The following is an 18,464-nucleotide window of genomic DNA, read 5'->3' as shown; positions in this document are numbered from 1 at the left end:
CGGCCCGCCCGGCTAGCCGAAAACCCGCGTCAGCGCGCCGTCGATGGCGCCGGTGATCTGGTCGATGTCATCGGCGGTCGAGATCAGCGCCGGCGACAGGCAAAGCGTGTTGTTGAAACCGGGAACCGAACGGTTCGTGGCCCCGATGATCACGCCCTGCGACAGACAGTCCGCGACCACGGCCTGAACCAGCTTTTCGTCCGCCGGCTCCTTGGTGGCGCGGTCTGCGACCAGTTCGGCGCCGCAGAACAACCCCTTGCCGCGCACATCGCCGATGACGCGATGCTTCTCCATCAGCGCGTTCAGGTTCGCCAGCACCCGCTCGCCCATCCGGGTGGTGTTGTCCAGCAGGCCCTCATCCTCGATGATGCGCATGTTCTCGATCGCCGCCGCCGGCCCCGAGGTGCAGCCGCCGAAGGTCGAGATGTCGCGGAAATAGCCCATCGGATCGCTGGCATCGTCCTTGAACAGCTCGAACACCCGCTCGGTGGTCACGGTGCAGGAGATGGCGGCATAGCCCGAGGCGACGCCCTTGGCCATGGTCACGAAATCCGGCTCGATCCCGTATTGCTGATAGCCGAACCATTTTCCGGTGCGCCCGACGCCGCAGACCACCTCGTCGATATGCAGCAGGATGTCGTATTTGCGGCAGATCTCCTGCACGCGCTGCCAATAGCCCTGGGGGGGCGTGATCACGCCGCCGCCCGCCGTCACCGGCTCCAGCACGATGGCGCCCACGGTGTCCGGGCCTTCGCGCAGGATCACCTCTTCGATGGCATCGGCGGCGCGTTCGCCATAGTTCTCAACGTCCCATTGCTTGCGATATTCCAGGCAATGCGGCACGCGCACGAAACCGTCGGGATAGGGGCCGTATTGAATCGCCCGCTGATCCTGCCCCGAGGTCGCCAGCGTGCCGATGGTGGTGCCGTGATAATCGCGGTCGCGGAACAGGATCTTCCACTTCTTGCCGCCGTGATGGCGCGCGGCGATCTGGCGCACCATCTTATAGACCTTCTCGTTCGCCTCGGAACCCGAGTTCGAGTAATAGACGCGCGTCATGCCGGGCATCTTCTCGATCAGCTTCTGGGCGAAGATGGCGCCCGGCACGGTGCCAGCCGCGCCGGCGTAATAGTTCAGCTTGACCAACTGGTCGCGGATCGCGTCGGCGATGCTTTCGCGGCCATAGCCCACATTGACCGTCCAGACCCCGCCCGAGACCGCATCCAGGAACTCGCGCCCGGTGGCGTCCCAAAGCCGCATCCCCTTGCCCTCGACGAAGACGCGTGGATCGATGGTTTCATATTGCTTGTGCTGGCTCAGGTGATGCCACACATGGGCCTTGTCCGCTGCGATGACCGGGCTCAGGTCGTTCATGTTGCGCCTCTGTCGGATGTGGGGTTGGGGTTTCGTCGCGTTTCAGCCTACGCCGGTCCCGCGCGCCGCAACAGATCCAGTTCGATCACATTAATAGATCCAGAATAGATCCAGTCCGGCGCACTTTACATACCGGGCCGGTGCAATCTAAGTCTGATATAGAAATGGAGAAAACGGCGATGCAGGATCAGGGGCGCAAGCTGGAACAGGCGGCCCGAGCGGCATGGCTGGCCCATGTCGCAGGCAAGACCCAGGACGAAATCGCGGGAATCATGGGGATCTCGCGCCAGACGGCGCAGCGGCTGGTCGCGCAGGCCATGGCCGAGGGGCTGGTCAAGATCCGCATCGACCACCCCTTTGCCCATTGCATGGAACTGGCGCAGCGCATGCGGGACCATTGGCGGCTGGATTTCTGCGAGGTGGCGCCCTCGGACGCGGGGGATGCGGGCGTCTCGCATCACGTCGCGGCGGTGATGGAACGCTGGCTGCGCCGCACCGAGGCCCTGACCCTGGCGCTTGGCACCGGGCGCACCCTGCGCCGGGCGGTGGCGCGGCTGCCGCATATCGACTGCCGCCAGCACCGGATCGTGTCGCTGACCGGCAACATCGCGACAGACGGCTCGACCGCCTATTACAACGTGCTGTTTTCGCTCTCCGAACTGGTGACGGCGCGCAGCTTTCCGCTGACCTTGCCGGTAATCCTGCCCACCATTGAGGAACGCGAGGCGATGACCCGCCAGCCCGGCATCCGCCGCGTCATCGACATGTCCGCCGAGGCCGAGGTGGCTTTCGTGGGCATCGGCGCCCTGGACGACCGGGCGCCGCTGCTGCTGGACGGCTTCATTACCAGTTCGGACCTGTGCGCGCTGATCACGGCCGGCGCCGTGGGCGAGATCACCGGCTGGGCCTATGACGCCAAGGGAGGGCTGCTGCCCGGCCTGCCGAACGACCGTGTCGGCTCGGCCCCCATCCCGGCACGGTCGCGGACGCTGGTGATCGGGGCGGCCTCGGGCGCGCAGAAGATCCCCGCGATCCGGGGCGCGCTGCAAGGCGGGCTGATCGGCGGGCTGATCACCGATGCCGAAACAGCCGAGGCGCTGCTGCGGCCCTAACAGGCGCGGCAGCCTATCGGACGCCTTCCTGCATGGCCGCGATTTCGGCGCGATGCTCCTGCATCCGCAGGAAGACGGTCCAGTCGCGCGCACGGCGGGCCTGGGCGGCGGCATCGGGCCGGGTGATCCGCACGGCACGCGCGAAGCGGGCACGAGCGGCGCGGATACCGCCCAGATGCGGGGCGGCGGCGGCGATGGCGGTGCCCCGCAAGACGGCATCCTCGGGCTGCCAATGGATCTCGGCCCCGGTCGCATCGGCGTAAAGCTGGCGCATCAGGCCCGAGCGCGCCTGCCCGCCCGCCATGGCGATGCGGTCGGGCGCAAGCCCCATATGGGCGACGACCTGCCTTGTGCCCAACGCGATGCCCACGGCGGCACGCCAGTAAAGCCCGTCCAGCGCCGCCTCGCCGCGATCCAGCGGCAGGCCGTGCATGACGCCGCGCATCAGGGGATCGGCAAAGGGCGTCCGGCTGCCCTTGAAATCGGGCAGGATATGGATCCGGGCGCCCGGCTCATCATCGGCCAGGCCACGCCCGATCCGGGCCAGGATCGCGTCATGCTCCTGGGGGGTGTCATATTGGCGGCGGATCGATTCCAGAAGCGCGCCGGTCGCGGATTGGCCGCCCTCGGTCACGTCCTCGCCGGGCAGGATCGCGCCGGGATAGGGCCCCCAAAGCGCCGGTCCCGCCCCGACCCCTTCGGCGATGACACAGTTCGAGGTGCCCGCGATCAGCACGGGCATCTCCGGCGCCGCGCCCAGCGCCCCGGAAAAGGCGTCGATCAGCCCCGAGGCGACGACGCAGTTCCGGTCCAGCCCCAGCTCCGCCGCGCCTTGCGCCGAAAGCGGGCCGATGGCCGCGCCAGGGGGCAGCACGGCGTCCCGGCCCTGGAACCCGTCGATCTGGAAGTGCCGCATCAGGTCCAGCGCCCAGCCGCCCCGGTCGGGCAGATAGGGCCATTTCGCCGCCGCCGCGCAAAGCGAGCGCGCCGGGATCTCTGTGGCACGAAAGGCCAGGTGATCGCACAGATCGCGGATGCCGCGCAGTCCCGCCCAGGTTTCGGGCCGGTGCCGGCGCAGCCAGATAAGTTTCGGCGTCTGCATCTCGGGCGAGACCGGGCCGCCCGCCCGTGCGACGACCTCATGGGGCAGGGCGCTCAGCTCATGCGCCTCGGCCACGGCACGGTGATCGTGCCAGGCGATCACGTCGGGGGCGAAGCCCGGCGCATCGACGACCAGCGAACAGGTCGCGTCGAAGGCAAGCGCGCCGATCTGCGAAGGGCTGGCCCCGCCCATGCGCCGCGCCTCGGCCAGGGCATCGGCCACGGCCTGCCAGATCTCGGCAAAGTCGAACCCCGCCTGGCCGCCGGGCGACGGCAAGGTGCGAAACCCCCGGCTGGCGCGGGCGATCAGTTCCCCCTGCACCGAATAAAGCCCGGCCCGCGCGCGGGCGGATCCGACATCCACGGCAGCGATCAGCAAGGCGCCTACCCCCTCTAGCCCATTCGGGCCAGAGTGTTGGGCAAATCCTCGGCATGTTCAATCAGCGCGTCGGGATCAAGCGCGGCAAGCCGCCGGGCCAGATCCGCCGGGGCGGCATGGGCGCCGCCCAGAAAGCCCACCACGCGCATGCCGGCGGCGCGCGCGGCCAGGACGCCCGCCGGACTGTCCTCGATCACCACGCAATCGGCGGGGGCAAGACCCAGCCGGTCGGCGGCGAACAGGAACAGGTCCGGCGCGGGCTTGCCCCGGCGAACCTGCGTCGCGGAATAGACATGCGGGCCGAACAAGGCCGCAAGTCCCGTCAACCCCAGGGAAAGCGCCAGCCGCTCGGGCGCGCTGGAACTGGCGACGGCGCGCGGCCCCGGCAGCGCGGCGATGGCGCGCGCCATGCCCGGCACGGCGTGCAATTCGCCAGCAAAGCGCGCCATCAGCCCGGCACTGAAGCCCGGAAGTTCGGGGGCGATGTCCAGCGCATGGTCGCGCGCCGCCACCTCGACCACGTTCTGGACCGAGCGGCCCAGGAAATCGCGATAGATCGCCTCGGCCGGGACCAAGACGCCCAGCCTGGCGAACATGGCCTCAAGCTCGGCCGCGGCCAGGGGCTCGCTATCGACCAGCACGCCGTCACAGTCGAAGATCAGCCCCCGCGCCACCGATCAGCCCTGAAGGTAATGCTTCAGCGTCGCCTCGGTGCCATCGCGCCACAGCATCGCGAGCCAGCCCGCGAAGGGCTCGGCAAAGCGCGGGTCCTGGCCGGTCGCGCCATAGATCTCGGCCATGCCGAGCCAGGCCGAGGGATCGTCCTTAGCGGCCTTCGCCACCGCCGTCAGCCGGTCCCAGTTCGGATCGTTCGGCGCGATCTCGACGCCCGAATCGGTCACGCCCGCGCAATAGCGGCACCAAAGCGCCGATTCCAGGGCCAGGCCATCCACCGAAAGCCCACGCGCCAGCCGGTCGCCTATCGTCGGGATGATGAACTTGGGCTGCCGGTTCGAGCCGTCCAGGCACAGCCGCCGGATCGTGTCGCCGATCTTGGGATTGGCGCAGCGTTCGGCCACCTTGGCATAATAGGCGTGCAGGTCGGTGCCGGGCACCGGAGGGACGGCGGGGATGATCTCGTCGGTCTCGATCTTGTCGAGGAAAGCGCGGACCAACGGATTTTCCATTCCCTCATGCACGAAATGGATGTCCATCAGGCCGGCGGGATAGGCGATCACCGCATGACCGCCGTTCAGGATACGGATCTTCATCAGTTCCCAAGGGGTCACGTCCTGGACGAATTCGACGCCGACCTGTTCCAGCGGAGGGCGACCCTGGGGAAAGTTGTCCTCAAGCACCCATTGGATGAAATCCTCGGCAAAGACCGGGGCATCGTCGGCGATGCCGAAATCCTCGCGGATCATGCGCCGCTCGCGGTCGCTGGTGGCGGGCGTAATGCGGTCCACCATGCCGTTCGGGAAGGCGACGTTGGCCGCGATCCATTCGGCAAGCTCGGGATCCGACAGGCGGGCGGTTTCCACCACCGCCTCGCGCGTGACATGGCCGTTATGGGGGATGTTGTCGCAGCACATGACGGTAAAGGGCGCGAGCCCCGCCGCACGCCGCGCCTTCAGCCCCGCGACCAGCATGCCGAACACCGTCCGGGGCGCGCCGGGGGCAGCCCCGTCGGCGGTGATCGCCGGATGGGCGGTGTCGAAATGGCCGGTCTTGGCATCGATGAAATAGCCGCCCTCGGTGATGGTCAGGCTGGCGATGCGGATCGCCGGATCGGCCAGCTTCGCGATGATCGCGGCGCTGTCGGCGGCGGGCAGATGGTCGATCAGCGCGCCGACGACACGCGCATCCGAGGACAGGGCCGATTGCTCGACCACGGTATAAAGATAGTCCTGCGCCGCCAGCACGTCGCGCATCCGCGCGTCCGAGGGCATCACGCCCGCGCCGACGATGGCGAAATCATGGCCCTGGCCCAGGTTCATCAGCCGGTCCAGATAGACCGCCTGATGCGCACGGTGGAAATTGCCCAGGCCGAAATGCAGGATGCCTCCGGTCAGGCCGCCCCGGTCATAGCCGGGCTTCGCCACCGGGATCGCGGGCAAGTCGGCGTCGTTCAGCGTGATCATCTTCTGCTTATCCATTTCCCGCCTGCGCCCTTTCGGGCCGGGACGGCGATGCGGTCGGTCCGGCACGCGCCCGCTTTCCCGCCGCGCGCGGCGGCAAGGGCGGCAGGGCGCTGGTGCCGGGATTTCATAGGGACAGCCCCTTGTCGTTGAAGCGATAGACGCGGCCTTCCTGCGGGGTCAGCCAGACGCGATCCCCGTGATGCACGGGGAATTCGCCCTCGGCACGGGCGATGACATGGGCGCCGCTGTCCAGATCCACATGCAGGAACGTGTCCGAGCCAAGATGCTCGGCCACGCCGACCGTGCCGGGCAAAAGCCCCTCGGTCGTGGACATGCGGAAATGCTCGGGACGGACGCCGATGGCATGGGCGCTGTGCCGGGCGGCGGCCTCGCCCTCCAGGAAGTTCATGTTCGGGCTGCCGATGAAACCCGCGACGAAGCGGTTCGCGGGCGTGCGGTAAAGCTCCAGCGGAGAGCCCACCTGCTCGACCCGGCCGGCGCGCAGGACGACGATCTTGTCGGCCATGGTCATCGCCTCGACCTGGTCGTGGGTGACATAGATCATCGTCGTCGCCAGCTTCTTGTGCAATTCGCTGATCTCGACCCGCATGTTCACGCGCAGGGCCGCGTCCAGGTTCGAAAGCGGCTCGTCGAACAGAAAGGCCGAAGGCTCGCGCACGATGGCGCGGCCGATGGCGACGCGCTGGCGCTGGCCGCCCGACAACTGGCCGGGACGGCGTTCAAGATAATCGGTCAGGTTCAGGATGCCCGCCGCATGAGCCACGCGGCGGTCCTGCTCGGCCGCGTCCATGCGCGCCATCTTCAGCGGAAAGGCGATGTTCTTTCTGACCGTCATATGCGGGTAAAGCGCATAGGACTGAAACACCATCGCCAGCTTGCGCTGCGCGGGAGCGGCATGGGTCACGTCCTTGCCGTCGATCATGATCTGGCCCGAGGTCAAATCCTCAAGCCCCGCGATCAGCCGCAAGAGCGTGGACTTGCCGCAGCCCGAGGGGCCGACGAAGACCACGAATTCGCCGTCGTTGATCTCAAGATCCACGCCCGGAATGACCTCGACCTCGCCGAATGCCTTACGGACCTGTTTCAGGGTGATGCTTCCCATCACGATACTCCCTTATTTCACCGCGCCGAAGGTCAGGCCGCGCACGAGTTGTTTCTGGCTGAACCAGCCCAGGATCAGGATCGGGGCGATGGCCATGACCGAAGCCGCCGAGAGTTTTGCCCAGAACAGCCCCTGCGGACTGCTGAACGAGGCGATGAAGGCCGAAAGCGGCGCCGCGTTGGTGGTGGTCAGCTGGATCGTCCAGAACGCCTCGTTCCAGGCCAGGATCACGTTCAGAAGCAGCGTCGAGGCGATCCCCGGCACCGCCATCGGCGTCAGGACATGGACGATCTCATCGCGCAGGGATGCCCCGTCCATCCGCGCGGCCTCCAGGATCTCGCCCGGAATCTCGCGGAAATAGGTATAGAGCATCCAGACCACGATGGGCAGGTTGATCAGCATCAGCAGAACGGTCAACCCGATGCGCGTGTCCATCAGCCCGGTGCGCAGGAAGATCAGATAGATCGGCACCAGCACCGCGACGGCAGGCATCATCTTGGTCGAAAGCATCCACATCAGGATGTCCTTCGTGCGCTTGGTGGGCGAGAATGCCATCGCCCAGGCGGCCGGGATCGCCACCACCAGCGCCAGCGCGGTCGAGCCAAGCGACAGGATCACCGAATTGGTGAAGGGCCGCCAATAGTTGTTCTGGCTTTGCACCGCCTGGAAGCTTTCCAGCGTGAAGGAGGGGATCAGGTCGAAGCCCGAAATCGCCTCCTGCTCGGTCTTGAGGCTGGTGATGATGGTGTAAAGGATCGGAAAGAAGATCAGCAAAGCCACGATCCAGGCGGCGATGGACCAGCCCATGCGGGCGCGGGGTGAAACGGCGCGTGCCATGATTGCTCCTTAGTCCAGGTTCTTGCCGACGGCGCGCATCAGGAAGAAGGCAACGAAGTTCGCAAGGACGACCGCGATGATCCCCCCGGCAGCAGCGCCGCCGATGTCGAAGTTCAGCCGGGCCGCGCGATAGATCAGGTAGGTCAGGTTCGTGCTGGCATTGCCCGGACCGCCATTCGTCGTCACAAGGATCTCGGCATAGATGCCCAGAAGGAAGATGGTCTGGATCAGAATGACCACGGTGATCGCGCGGGCCATATGCGGCAAGACCAGATAGACGAAGCGACTGACGGCGCCGGCGCCGTCCATCTCGGCCGCCTCGATCTGCTCGCTGTCCAGCGATTGCAGCGCGGTCAGCAGGATCAGCGTGGCAAAGGGCAGCCATTGCCAGGCCACGATCACGATGATCGAGAACAGCGGATATTGCGCGAACCAGTCCACCGGCTGCGCGCCGAAGAACCGCGCGATGTCGGCCAGCACCCCATAGGACGGGTGCATGATCATGTTCTTCCAGATCAGCGCCGCGACCGGCGGCATCACGAAGAAGGGCGAGATGATCAGGATCCGCACCGCGCCCTGGCCCCAGATCGGCCGGTCGATCAGCAGCGCGATGGCGATCCCGCCGATGACCGTGATCGCCAGAACCCCAAGCACCAGGATCAGCGTATTGCCGATGGCGGCGAAAAAGGCCGGGTCGCTGTAGAAATACTGATAGTTGAACCAGCCCGCCCAGCTCGTGTTGGCGGGGTTGAGCAGGTTGTAGTTCAGGAACGAGTAATAGAGCGTCATCGCCAGCGGCACGATCATCCACACAAGCAGCAGGAGGATCGCGGGCGCGCGCATCAGGCGGGCAAGGCTCTGGGTCTGGCGGGTCGCCATGGCAGGGTTCCTTATGAAATGCGGGCGTGAAAGGGCCGGGTGCCGCCGCCCGAATGGGGTCCGGGCGACGACATGGGCGTGCTTTCGCGCTTACTTGATATAGCCGGCGCGGGTCATCTCGCGCGTCACGTTCGCTTGGGCAGCCGCCAGCGCGTCATCCGCCGACATCTGCCCGGCCAGCGCCGCCGAGAATTGCTGCCCGACCGCAGTGCCGATGCCCTGGAATTCCGGGATCGCGACGAATTGCCCGCCGGTATAGGGCACGTCCTGGACCGAGGGCTTCTGCGTCTTCGCCGAATCGATCGCCTCAAGCGTCATGGCTGCGAAGGGCGCCTCTTTCTGGTATTCCGCATTCGCGTAAAGCGATTTGCGGGTGCCCGGAGGGGCGGCACGCCAGCCTTCGGCCTTGGCCACCTCGTTGGTATATTCCTTGCTGGTCGCCCAGGAGACGAACTTCTTCGCGGCGTCCTGCTTTTGGCTGGATGCCGGAATGGCCAGGCTCCATGCCCAAAGCCAGTTGCCGTGATTGTCCACGCCTTCCTTGTTCGGGAACTTGGCGAAGCCCACCTTGTCGGCCACGGTCGAATCCTTGGGGTCGGTCACGAAGCTGGCGGCGACGGTGGCGTCGATCCACATGCCGCATTTGCCCTGCTGGAACAGCGACAGGCTTTCGTTGAAGCCGTTGGACGAGGCGCCGGGCGGGCCGTAATTCTGCACCATCGCCAAATAGTCGGCGAAGGCTTCCTTCCATTCGGCGCTGTCGAATTGCGGCTTCCAGTCCATGTCGAACCAGCGCGCGCCATAGCTGTTGGCCATGGCGCTGAGGAAGGCCATGTTCTCGCCCCAGCCGGGCTTGCCGCGCAGGCAGATGCCATAGACCTCTTTGCTTTTGTCCGTCATCTTCTCGGCGGCGGTCTTGATATCGGTCCAGGTCGGCGCGTCCGAGATGGTGACGCCGGCGGCCTCGGCCAGATCCTTGCGATACATCACCATCGCGCTTTCGCCATAGAACGGCACCGCATAAAGCGCGTCATCGACCGAAAGCGCCTGGCGCACGGCGGGCAGCAGGTCGTCCACGTCGTAATCCGCCGGCAGGTCAGAGAGCGGGGTCAGCCATTTCTGCTTGGCCCAGATCGGAACCTCGTATGTGCCGATGGTCAGCACGTCATATTGCCCGCCATTGGTGGCGATGTCGGTGGTCACGCGCTCGCGCAGGATGTTTTCCTCAAGCGTGACCCATTCCAGCTGGATGTCCGGGTTCGCGTCGGTGAACGGCTTGGTCATCTTCTGCATGCGAATCATGTCACCGTTGTTCACGGTGGCGATGGTCAGGGTCTCGGCCATGGCCGGAACCGCAAGCGCCGACAGGGCGCAGGCCCCAAGCAGGCCGCGCAGCATTTTGGTCATCTCGATTTTCCTCCCTTGCGCGTCAGCAATTGCTAACACTGTGGGCAAACGCTCACACAATGAGGCAACTCTGTCAAGCGCCACTATCCTGCAAGAGAAAATGGCTGATAGTAAGGGCTAATCGACACCCGCGCCGCCCAGATGCCGGGCCAGGAACTCCGAAAGCCGCCTTGCCGCGGCGCTTTGCAGATGACCGGCGCGGCCCAGTTCCAGATGCGTCTCGATCCGGTCGCGGCGCTGGAAGGGGCGCAGCAGCAGCGTCCCGGCGGCAAGCTCGCGCGCGACCGTCTGGCGCGGCAGGATCAGCACGGCGGCGCCCCGGCAGGCCAGTTCCTTTTGCAGTTCCAGCGAGGCGGTGGTGAAGGTCTGGCGCAACGGCCCCGTCCCCGCCGCGCGCAGCCGTGCATCGAAAGCCCGCCGCAAGCCGTATGAGCGATCCGGCAACGCCAGCGGATGCGGCAGCAGATCGTCCAGCGCGATCTCGGACAGCGCCGCCAGCGGGTGATCCGGGGCCATGACCGGCTCGTGCCGCACAGGCAGGCGCAGCAGCACCTCGATGCGGGGATCGGGCGGGGTGAACATGGTCAGCGCGATCTCGGACGCGCCCGAGGCCGCCGCATCCAGCGCCCCCTGGGCCGAGGTCACCACCACCTCAAGCCGGATCTGCGGATGCACCAGCGAGAATTCGGCCAGGGCCGGCGCCAGCATGGCGCTGGCGGCGACGCCCGGCACATGCAGCGTGACGGCGCCCCGTTTCAGCCCGCGCAGATCGTCGATCAGACGCCGCGCGGCCAGCATCTCGCGCGCGACCAGGCGGGCGCGTTCGGCCAGGACCTCACCCGCGGCGGTCAGGCGGATGCCGCGCGGGCCACGCTCGACCAGCGGGGTGCCGAAAGCATGCTCAAGCTTGTCCAGTTGCCGCACCACGGCGGTGGGCGAACAGTTCAGCCCCTCGGCCGCCTGCCGGATCGAGCCGGAGCGGACCAGTTCGTTGAACGTGGCGATGCTTTGCAGATCCATCCGTGCGCCCAGGTGCTACGAAAATCGTAGCAGCCCGCGCACGAATTGACCAGTTCCGAAACGCTGTGCCCAGGCGTTCAATGACGCCTCGGACAACCGGACGGACCCATGAACATCCTTGACCTGACCACCCGCCAGACCCTTGCCGCCTTTCGCGACCGCAGCCTGTCGCCCGTAGAATACATGCGGGCGCTGATCGCCCGCGTCGAAGCGTCCGAGCCGAAAGTCCAGGCGCTGTGGCTGTTCCGCCCCGATCAGGCCCTGGCCCAGGCCCGCGACTCAGAGGCCCGCCATGCGAAGGGTCAGGCCCTGGGCCTTCTGGACGGCATGCCCGTCACGATCAAGGAACTGATCGCGACAAAGGGCGACCATGTGCCGCTGGGCACCGCCGCGACCCCCGTGGTTCCCGCCCCCGAGGATGCCCCCAGCGCCGCCCGGCTGCGCGAGGACGGCGCGATCATGTTCGCCAAGACCACCTGCCCCGATTACGGCATGCTCAGTTCGGGCCTGTCCTCGTTCCATCATCTCAGCCGCAATCCCTGGGATCTGACGCAGAACCCCGGCGGCTCGTCCTCGGGCTCGTCGGCGGCGGGGGCGGCGGGCTATGGGCCGCTGCATGTCGGCACCGATATCGGCGGCTCGATCCGGCTGCCGGCGGGGTGGACCGGGCTTTTCGGGCTGAAGCCAAGCTGGGGCCGGGTGCCGATCGACCCCTTCTATACCGGGCGCGTGGCCGGGCCGATGACACCGACCGTCGATGATGCGGGCCTGCTGATGCGGGTGATCACCCGGCCGGACTGGCGCGACGCAACGGCGCTACAATATCAGGACCTGGACTGGGATGCCGGCCCCCTGCCCCTGCGCGGGCTGAAGCTGGGCCTGATGCTGGACGCCGGCTGCGGCACCGCCCCTCACCCCGAGATCGCCGAGGCCGTCCAGGCCGCCGCCCGCCGCTTCCAGGCCGAAGGCGCCGAGATCATCCCCGTCGCCCCCGTCCTGACGCGCGAGATGCTGGACGGGCTGGACCATGCCTGGCGCGCCCGCTTCTGGGGCCAGATGCAGAAACTGCCGCCCGAGGCGCGGGCGAAGATCCTGCCCTATATCCGCGACTGGGCCGCAAGCGGCGCCGATGTCCCCGCGACACGCGTGGCCGAGGGCTATGATCAGACCTTCGCCATGCGGGTGGCCGCGAACAAGGCGCTGCACGGGCTGGATTTCATCCTGTCTCCGGTCAATCCCGACCGCAGCTATTCGGCCGAGGCGGCCTCGCCCAGCAACGATCCGGCCCGGCCGTTCGAGCATATCGCCTTCACCGTGCCCTGGAACATGGGCGAGCAGCCGGCGGCCTCGATCCATTGCGGCATGACCTCGACCGGCATTCCGATCGGCTTGCAGATCGTCGGCCATCGCTTCGATGACCTGGGCGTGATGCGCCTGTCGCGCGCCTGGGAAGAGCTGCGCGACCCGATGCCCGCCTGGCCGCGCCACGACCGCTAGCCGTCAGTCGGTATTGATCCAGACCGCCTTGGTATCCAGATATTCGTCCAGATGCTCGGCCCCGCCCTCGCGGCCATAGCCCGACATCTTGACCCCGCCGAAGGGCACGGCGGGGTCGATGGCGTGATACATGTTGACCCAGACCGAGCCCGCTTTCAGCCGCCGCGCCAGCTTGTGCGCGGTGCCCAGATGCGTGGTGAAGACCCCCGCCGCAAGGCCGTAGGGCGTATCGTTGGCACGCCGCACCACCTCGTCCAGATCGTCGAAAGGCAAGGCCGAGATCACCGGGCCAAAGATTTCCTCGCGCGCGATGGTCATGGCGTCCTCGACGCCCGCGAAAACCGTGGGGGCGATGAAATGCCCGCCCTCATAGGCGGCACCCTCCAGCCGCGCGCCACCGGACAGAAGCCGCGCGCCCTCGGCCCGGCCCTTGTCCAGAAATCCCTCGACCCGCCGGGCCTGGCGGGCCGAGATGATCGGGCCGATCTCGGTCCCTTCCTGGATGCCGTCGCCGATGCGCAGCTTTGCGGCATAATCGGCCACACGGGCGGTGAATTCGTCATGGATCTCACGCGCGACGAAAAGCCGCGAGCCGGCGATGCAGATCTGGCCGGAATTGGCGAAGACAGCCATGGCCGCGACAGGCACGGCCTTCTCGATATCGGCATCGCGGCAGACGATGACCGGGGACTTTCCACCCAGTTCCAGCGAGACACGCTTGAGGTTTCCCGTCGCTGCCCGCGCGATCGCCTGCCCCGTCGCGGTCGAGCCGGTAAAGACGATCTTGTCTACCCCCGGATGCGCCGCCAGCGCAGCACCGGCCTCGGCGCCCAGGCCGGTGACGACATTCAGAACCCCCTCGGGCAACCCCGCCTCGGCCATGATCCGGGCAATCATCAAAACCGTCAGCGAAGCTTCCTCGGACGGCTTCAGCACGACCGTGCAGCCCACGGCCAGCGCGGGCGCGATCTTCCAGACCGAGCCCGCGATGGGCGCGTTCCAGGGGATGATGGCCCCCACGACGCCCAAAGGCTCCTTGACGGTCTGGGACAGGATCTCGCCGGGGAAGCTGTTCGGGATCGTGGCGCCGTGGATCGCGACGGCTTGGCCCGCGTAAAAGCGCAGCATGCCCAGCACGCGGCGGCTGTTGGCCAGGGTGCGGCTGATCGGCATGCCCATGTCCAGCGTATCCGAAAGGCAAAGATCCTCCCATTCCGCCTCGAACCGCTCGGCGATGCGCAAAAGCAGCGCCTGCCGCTCGAACGGGGTCCAGCGCGCCCACGGCCCCTCGAAAGCGCGGCGGGCGGCTGCCACGGCCTGATCGATGTCACGCGCATCGCCCCTTGGAACGGTCGCCAGCAGGCGGCCATTGGCGGGATTGCGTGCCTCGATCACCTGGCCCGAAACCGCCTCGACCCAGCTTCCCGCCACAAACATAGGCCGGAAACCGCCCTCGTAAAGCGCCGCCGCCCGGGCCTGCCAATCCTGTCGCATCTCGCTCGCCTCCTGATCCTGCGCGCCATGATGCGTGGCATGGAAACAAGGCTCAAGTCCCAGTCTAAAATACATTCTACGATTGTATTATTCGACAACTTTTCTCGCATTAAGCAATCCGCTACACTTTCCTGACCAACATGCCCAGGAGAACGGAAGGAAACTCGCATGGCCATCGGACATCATCGCCCAAGCACCACCTATAGCGATGCGGTCCATGCCATGACACGGTTGATCTCGCATCCCGACAAACCGACCAAGGCCGATATCGCCCGCGAAACCGGCCGGAGCGAGGCGGAAATCTCGGCGCTTTTTCCCGAAGAGCAAAGCCTGCTGCAAGCCTCTCTGGAAATCGCGGTGATCCTGTTGCAGGATCGTTGCATCCAAGCGGTGGTCAAGGTCGATCCGAACGACCAATTAGCGCAATTCCTGGCTTTGGCCGACGCCTATCTCGACTGGGCCAATGAGCATCCGCAGGCATTCGCCATCCTGGGCAATGTCCATGCCGAACAGGCACCGACGACCGGGAACCTGGAGCGCTATGAACTGGCCTTGCACGAGCTCATGCTAAGGCTCCTGCGCCAGGCCAGGGACAAGGGCCTGCTGGCCGAGAATGCCGATCTGAGACTGATGGTCGCCACGTCGCGCAGCGTGGCCTATGGGCTGGCGAACAAGATGCTCAGTGGAAACCTGTCGCGCTGGATGAATGGCGAGGACGGGCTGAGCGCCGCCCGCCGCGCACTGCACCTGTTCGTCCGGCAGATGATCGGAGCCAAGCCGACCTGAACCGCCGCAGGGGGCTCCGCCCCCGTCCTTCGGACTCCCCCGGGATATTTAAGCAAGAAAGAAGCTGTTTGTCTTTCTTGCTTAAATATCCTCGGGGGTCCGGGGGGCGAGCCCCCCGGCTTGCCTTCACTCCTTGACCGCGCCGGTCATGGAACTGACGTAATAGTCCACGAAGAAGGAATAGAGGATCACCACCGGCAGCGAGCCGAGCAGCGCCCCGCTCATCAAGGCGCCCCACTCATAGATGTCACCGCGCACGAGTTCGGTCAGCACGCCCACCGGGATGGTCTTGTTCTCGGAGCTTGAGATGAAGGTCAGCGCATAGATGAACTCGTTCCAACTCAAGGTGAAGGCGAAGATCCCTGCCGAGATCAACCCCGGCACCGCCAGGGGCAGCACGATCCGGGTCAGGATCTGCCAGCGCGTCGCGCCATCGACCAGGGCCGATTCCTCAAGCTCGTAGGGGATCGAGCGGAAATAGCCCATCAGCAGCCAGGTGCAGAACGGGATCAGGAAGGTCGGATAGGTCAGGATCAGCGCCAGCTTGCTGTCGAAGATCCCCAGTTGGAACACGATGACCGAAAGCGGGATGAACAGGATCGAGGGCGGCACCAGATAGGCCAGGAAGATCAGCAGACCCGCCACGCGTGCGCCCCGGAACCGCAGCCTTTCGATCGCATAGGCGGCGAAGACCGAGGCGAAGAGCGACAGGAAGGTCGAGGCAACCGCCACCGCCAGCGTGTTCCACAGCCAGCGCGGATAGGAAGTCTGAAACAGCAGATATTTGATATGCTCAAGCGTCGGCCCCACGACCCAGAACGGGCTGTGATTGGCGTAATCGGTCAGCTGGTTGTTCGGCTTCACCGCCGTGATCGCCATCCAGTAGAATGGGAACAGCAGCACGAACATGAAGACCAGAAGCGGCAACCAGACCAGCATGATCCGGCGCGAGCGGCTTTCGAACTGGTCCATGCCCTCATGGTCGTCGGTGACGGTCTGGGACATCAATCCGCTCCTTGTTGCCATTTGCGGCGCTGAAGGCCGAAGAAGCTGAACAGGATCGCCGCCAGCAGGAAGGGGATCATGGCGACCGCGATGGCCGCGCCCTCGCCCAACTGCCCGCCGGGAATGGCGCGCTGGAAGCTGAGCGTCGCCATCAGATGGGTGGCGTTCACCGGCCCGCCGCGGGTCAGCACATAGATCAACTGGAAATCGGTGAAGGTGAACAGGACCGAAAAGGTCATGACGACCGCGATGATCGGGGTCAGCAGCGGCAGCGTCACCTTGGTGAAGCGCTGCCAGGGCGTCGCGCCGTCGATGGCGGCGGCCTCGTTCAGGGATTGCGGGATGGTCTGCAAGCCCGCCAGCAGCGAGATCGCCACGAAGGGAATGCCGCGCCAGACGTTCGCCGCGATGACCGAGGCGCGCGCGTTCCAGGGATCGCCCAGGAAGTTGATCGGCTGGCTGATGATGCCCCATTTCATCAGCACCCAGCTGATGATCGAGAACTGGCTGTCGAAGATCCACCAGAAGGCCAGCGCCGAAAGCACCGTGGGCACGACCCAGGGCAGCAGGATGATGGCGCGGAACAGGTTCTTGAACGGCAGGTGCCGGTTCAGCAAAAGCGCCAGCCAAAGCCCCAGCCCGAATTTCAGCGCCGAGGCGATAGTCGTGTAGAACAGCGTGTTGAAGACCGACAGCCAGAAGACCGGGTCGTCCATCAACCAAAGATAGTTCTCAAGTCCGACCCATTCGCCCGGCCTGCCGATACGCGCATCGGTAAAGCCCAGCCAGACGCCCAGGCCCAGAGGATAGGTCAGGAAGCACAGCAGGAATGCGGCGGCTGGCAGCATGAAGAGAAAGCCCAGCCCGTCGCGGCTTTCGGTGAAGCGGCGCCAGAACGAGGCACGCGGCTTGGAAACGGGTGGCATCGGGACCTCCTGTTGACGGCGGGGGGCACGCCGGCGCGCGCCCCACTCAGGCATCAGCGATAGTAGCGGGCGAAGCGGCGCTCGGCATTGCGGATCGCCTCTTCGGTCGACCGCTGGCCGGTCACGGCCTCGGCGAACATGTCCACCAGGACATAATCGGCCATGGCCCCCGCCGAAGCCGGTCCCAGCGGCCCGGCATAGCCGTTCGGCCGCAGCGATTCCGAGGCCCGCGCATAGGGCGCATGCACCGGGTTCGAGGTCCAGACCGGATTGTCCGCGAAGGCTTTCAGCGCCTGGCAGCAATAGGCGCTGGCCCCGGTGATCCAGGCATTCATGTGATCAGGCTGATACATCCACTCCAGATAGGCTTTGGCGGCATTCGGGAATTTGCAGTGCTGAAAGATCGAGATGGTCGATGTCTGGTGCAGTTCGACCGATTTGCCCACTGGGCCGATCGGCAGGTTCGAGGTGCGGATATCCTCGGCCAGGGCCTTGGTCGCCTCGTCCTTGAGCGCGGCGTAGTAAAGCGAGACGCCGTTCGCCGTCAGCGAGATGTCGCCCGACAGGAAGGCCCGGTTGTTGTTGATGTCGAGCCAGCTTTCCGTGCCAGGGATGAAGACGGCATAAAGCTTCTTGGCATATTCGATGGCGGCGGCGGTCTCGGGACTGTTGATGACCACCTCTCCGGCCTCGTTCACGGCCTGTCCGCCATGGCTCCAAAGCAGCCAATGCGCGAAGTTGTTGCCGTCGCCCACAGCCTTGCCGAAGGGGAAGCCCGCCGGAGTGCCCTTTTCCTTCAGCGCCGCGCAAAGCTTCAGAAAACCTTCCGTGTCCTGCGGGAACTCGTCGAAGCCGGCGGCCTTCACATGGCTTTCACGATAGCAGATCGCATTGCCGATGGCACAAAGCGGCGTCGAGATGAACTTGCCATCCTGTTCGCCATAGGCGCGCAGCCCGTCATACCAGCCGCCGTTCTTCTCTCCCAGCATGGTGCAGAGATCGGTCACGTCGACCAGCTTGTCGGGATATTGGAAAGGGTCGTCGAACCAGCTCATCACCATGTCCGGCCCCGAGCCGACATTGGCGGCGACGGCGGCTTTCGGGCGCACATCCTCCCAGCTTTCCTGGTCGATGCGGACCTGGACGCCGGTGGCCTCGGTGAAAGCCTTGGTATTGGCGTTCCATGCCTCTTCCTCGCCCTTGACGAAGGGGACCCAGCGCAGCAGGCGCAGGCTGGCGCCCGCTTCGGGGGTGAAGGTCATGCCACCCGCGGCCTGGGCACGCGCCCGGCCCGCGAAGGGCGAGGTCAGCACGGCGCCGGCAGCCAGCGCGGCGCCGGCCTGAAGCAGTCTTCTGCGGTCGATGGACATTGCGATACTCCTC

General features: G+C 66.0%; 16 protein-coding genes. 3 read left to right on the top strand and 13 right to left on the bottom strand.

From position 1 onward, the window contains the following. Nucleotides 1-12 precede the first annotated feature (12 nt). The gene (gene tpa / locus QM682_RS00505) at nucleotides 13-1,374 is read right to left on the bottom strand and encodes a hypotaurine--pyruvate aminotransferase Tpa (RefSeq protein ID WP_415125991.1); all 1,362 of its coding nucleotides are present in this window, start codon (nucleotides 1,372-1,374) and stop codon (nucleotides 13-15) included. Nucleotides 1,375-1,553: 179 nt separating this feature from the next. Here tpa and QM682_RS00500 point away from each other — a divergent pair, with 179 nt between their 5' ends. Then, nucleotides 1,554-2,486, top strand: a complete 933-nt coding sequence (locus tag QM682_RS00500; RefSeq protein ID WP_415125989.1) for a sugar-binding transcriptional regulator — start codon at nucleotides 1,554-1,556, stop codon at nucleotides 2,484-2,486. Between the two features lie 13 nt (nucleotides 2,487-2,499). Here QM682_RS00500 and QM682_RS00495 read toward each other — a convergent pair whose 3' ends face one another. The 8 genes from QM682_RS00495 to QM682_RS00460 form a co-directional block, all read right to left on the bottom strand. Continuing rightward, on the bottom strand, nucleotides 2,500-3,966 hold the full coding sequence (locus tag QM682_RS00495; protein ID WP_415125987.1) for an FGGY-family carbohydrate kinase: 1,467 nt from the start codon (nucleotides 3,964-3,966) through the stop codon (nucleotides 2,500-2,502). A 14-nt stretch (nucleotides 3,967-3,980) separates the two neighbouring features. After that, nucleotides 3,981-4,640, bottom strand: a complete 660-nt coding sequence (locus QM682_RS00490; protein ID WP_415125985.1) for an HAD family hydrolase — start codon at nucleotides 4,638-4,640, stop codon at nucleotides 3,981-3,983. 3 nt (nucleotides 4,641-4,643) lie between these two features. Further along, nucleotides 4,644-6,107: a mannitol dehydrogenase family protein gene (locus QM682_RS00485; protein ID WP_415126523.1), complete on the bottom strand. Its 1,464-nt coding sequence runs from the start codon at nucleotides 6,105-6,107 to the stop codon at nucleotides 4,644-4,646. Between the two features lie 124 nt (nucleotides 6,108-6,231). Then, entirely contained in the window at nucleotides 6,232-7,230 is a 999-nt protein-coding gene (locus QM682_RS00480) for an ABC transporter ATP-binding protein (protein WP_415125983.1), read from the bottom strand. Nucleotides 7,231-7,242: 12 nt separating this feature from the next. Next, nucleotides 7,243-8,067 carry a carbohydrate ABC transporter permease gene (locus QM682_RS00475; RefSeq protein ID WP_415125981.1) on the bottom strand — a complete coding sequence of 275 codons (825 nt, stop codon included), beginning with the start codon at nucleotides 8,065-8,067 and terminating at the stop codon, nucleotides 7,243-7,245. A gap of 9 nt (nucleotides 8,068-8,076) precedes the next feature. Continuing rightward, on the bottom strand, nucleotides 8,077-8,946 hold the full coding sequence (locus QM682_RS00470) for a carbohydrate ABC transporter permease (protein ID WP_415125979.1): 870 nt from the start codon (nucleotides 8,944-8,946) through the stop codon (nucleotides 8,077-8,079). A gap of 90 nt (nucleotides 8,947-9,036) precedes the next feature. Continuing rightward, nucleotides 9,037-10,353 carry an ABC transporter substrate-binding protein gene (locus QM682_RS00465; protein WP_415125977.1) on the bottom strand — a complete coding sequence of 439 codons (1,317 nt, stop codon included), beginning with the start codon at nucleotides 10,351-10,353 and terminating at the stop codon, nucleotides 9,037-9,039. 117 nt (nucleotides 10,354-10,470) lie between these two features. Further along, the gene (locus tag QM682_RS00460; RefSeq protein ID WP_415125975.1) at nucleotides 10,471-11,373 is read right to left on the bottom strand and encodes a LysR family transcriptional regulator; all 903 of its coding nucleotides are present in this window, start codon (nucleotides 11,371-11,373) and stop codon (nucleotides 10,471-10,473) included. Between the two features lie 108 nt (nucleotides 11,374-11,481). On the opposite strand from QM682_RS00460, the gene QM682_RS00455 reads away from it, so the two are divergent. Beyond that, nucleotides 11,482-12,870 carry an amidase gene (locus tag QM682_RS00455; protein WP_415125973.1) on the top strand — a complete coding sequence of 463 codons (1,389 nt, stop codon included), beginning with the start codon at nucleotides 11,482-11,484 and terminating at the stop codon, nucleotides 12,868-12,870. Between the two features lie 3 nt (nucleotides 12,871-12,873). Here QM682_RS00455 and QM682_RS00450 read toward each other — a convergent pair whose 3' ends face one another. Continuing rightward, the gene (locus QM682_RS00450) at nucleotides 12,874-14,364 is read right to left on the bottom strand and encodes an aldehyde dehydrogenase family protein (protein ID WP_415125971.1); all 1,491 of its coding nucleotides are present in this window, start codon (nucleotides 14,362-14,364) and stop codon (nucleotides 12,874-12,876) included. A 168-nt stretch (nucleotides 14,365-14,532) separates the two neighbouring features. Between QM682_RS00450 and QM682_RS00445 the strand changes: the two genes are divergently transcribed. After that, nucleotides 14,533-15,150 (top strand): WHG domain-containing protein, encoded by a 618-nt coding sequence (locus QM682_RS00445; RefSeq protein WP_415125969.1) that lies wholly within the window; start codon nucleotides 14,533-14,535, stop codon nucleotides 15,148-15,150. A 126-nt stretch (nucleotides 15,151-15,276) separates the two neighbouring features. Here QM682_RS00445 and QM682_RS00440 read toward each other — a convergent pair whose 3' ends face one another. From QM682_RS00440 to QM682_RS00430, 3 genes are read right to left on the bottom strand one after another with little or no spacing between them, the layout of a single operon-like run. Next, the gene (locus QM682_RS00440; RefSeq protein ID WP_415125967.1) at nucleotides 15,277-16,155 is read right to left on the bottom strand and encodes a carbohydrate ABC transporter permease; all 879 of its coding nucleotides are present in this window, start codon (nucleotides 16,153-16,155) and stop codon (nucleotides 15,277-15,279) included. After that, entirely contained in the window at nucleotides 16,155-17,081 is a 927-nt protein-coding gene (locus QM682_RS00435; RefSeq protein WP_415125965.1) for a carbohydrate ABC transporter permease, read from the bottom strand. The genes QM682_RS00440 and QM682_RS00435 overlap by 1 nt, the downstream gene beginning before the upstream one ends. Nucleotides 17,082-17,134: 53 nt before the next feature. Further along, nucleotides 17,135-18,451 carry an ABC transporter substrate-binding protein gene (locus tag QM682_RS00430; RefSeq protein ID WP_415125963.1) on the bottom strand — a complete coding sequence of 439 codons (1,317 nt, stop codon included), beginning with the start codon at nucleotides 18,449-18,451 and terminating at the stop codon, nucleotides 17,135-17,137. Nucleotides 18,452-18,464 lie beyond the last annotated feature (13 nt).

The organism is Paracoccus sp. (in: a-proteobacteria), assembly GCF_047605025.1.
Lineage (GTDB): Bacteria > Pseudomonadota > Alphaproteobacteria > Rhodobacterales > Rhodobacteraceae > Paracoccus.
This window is presented reverse-complemented; position numbering and strand designations above follow the sequence as displayed.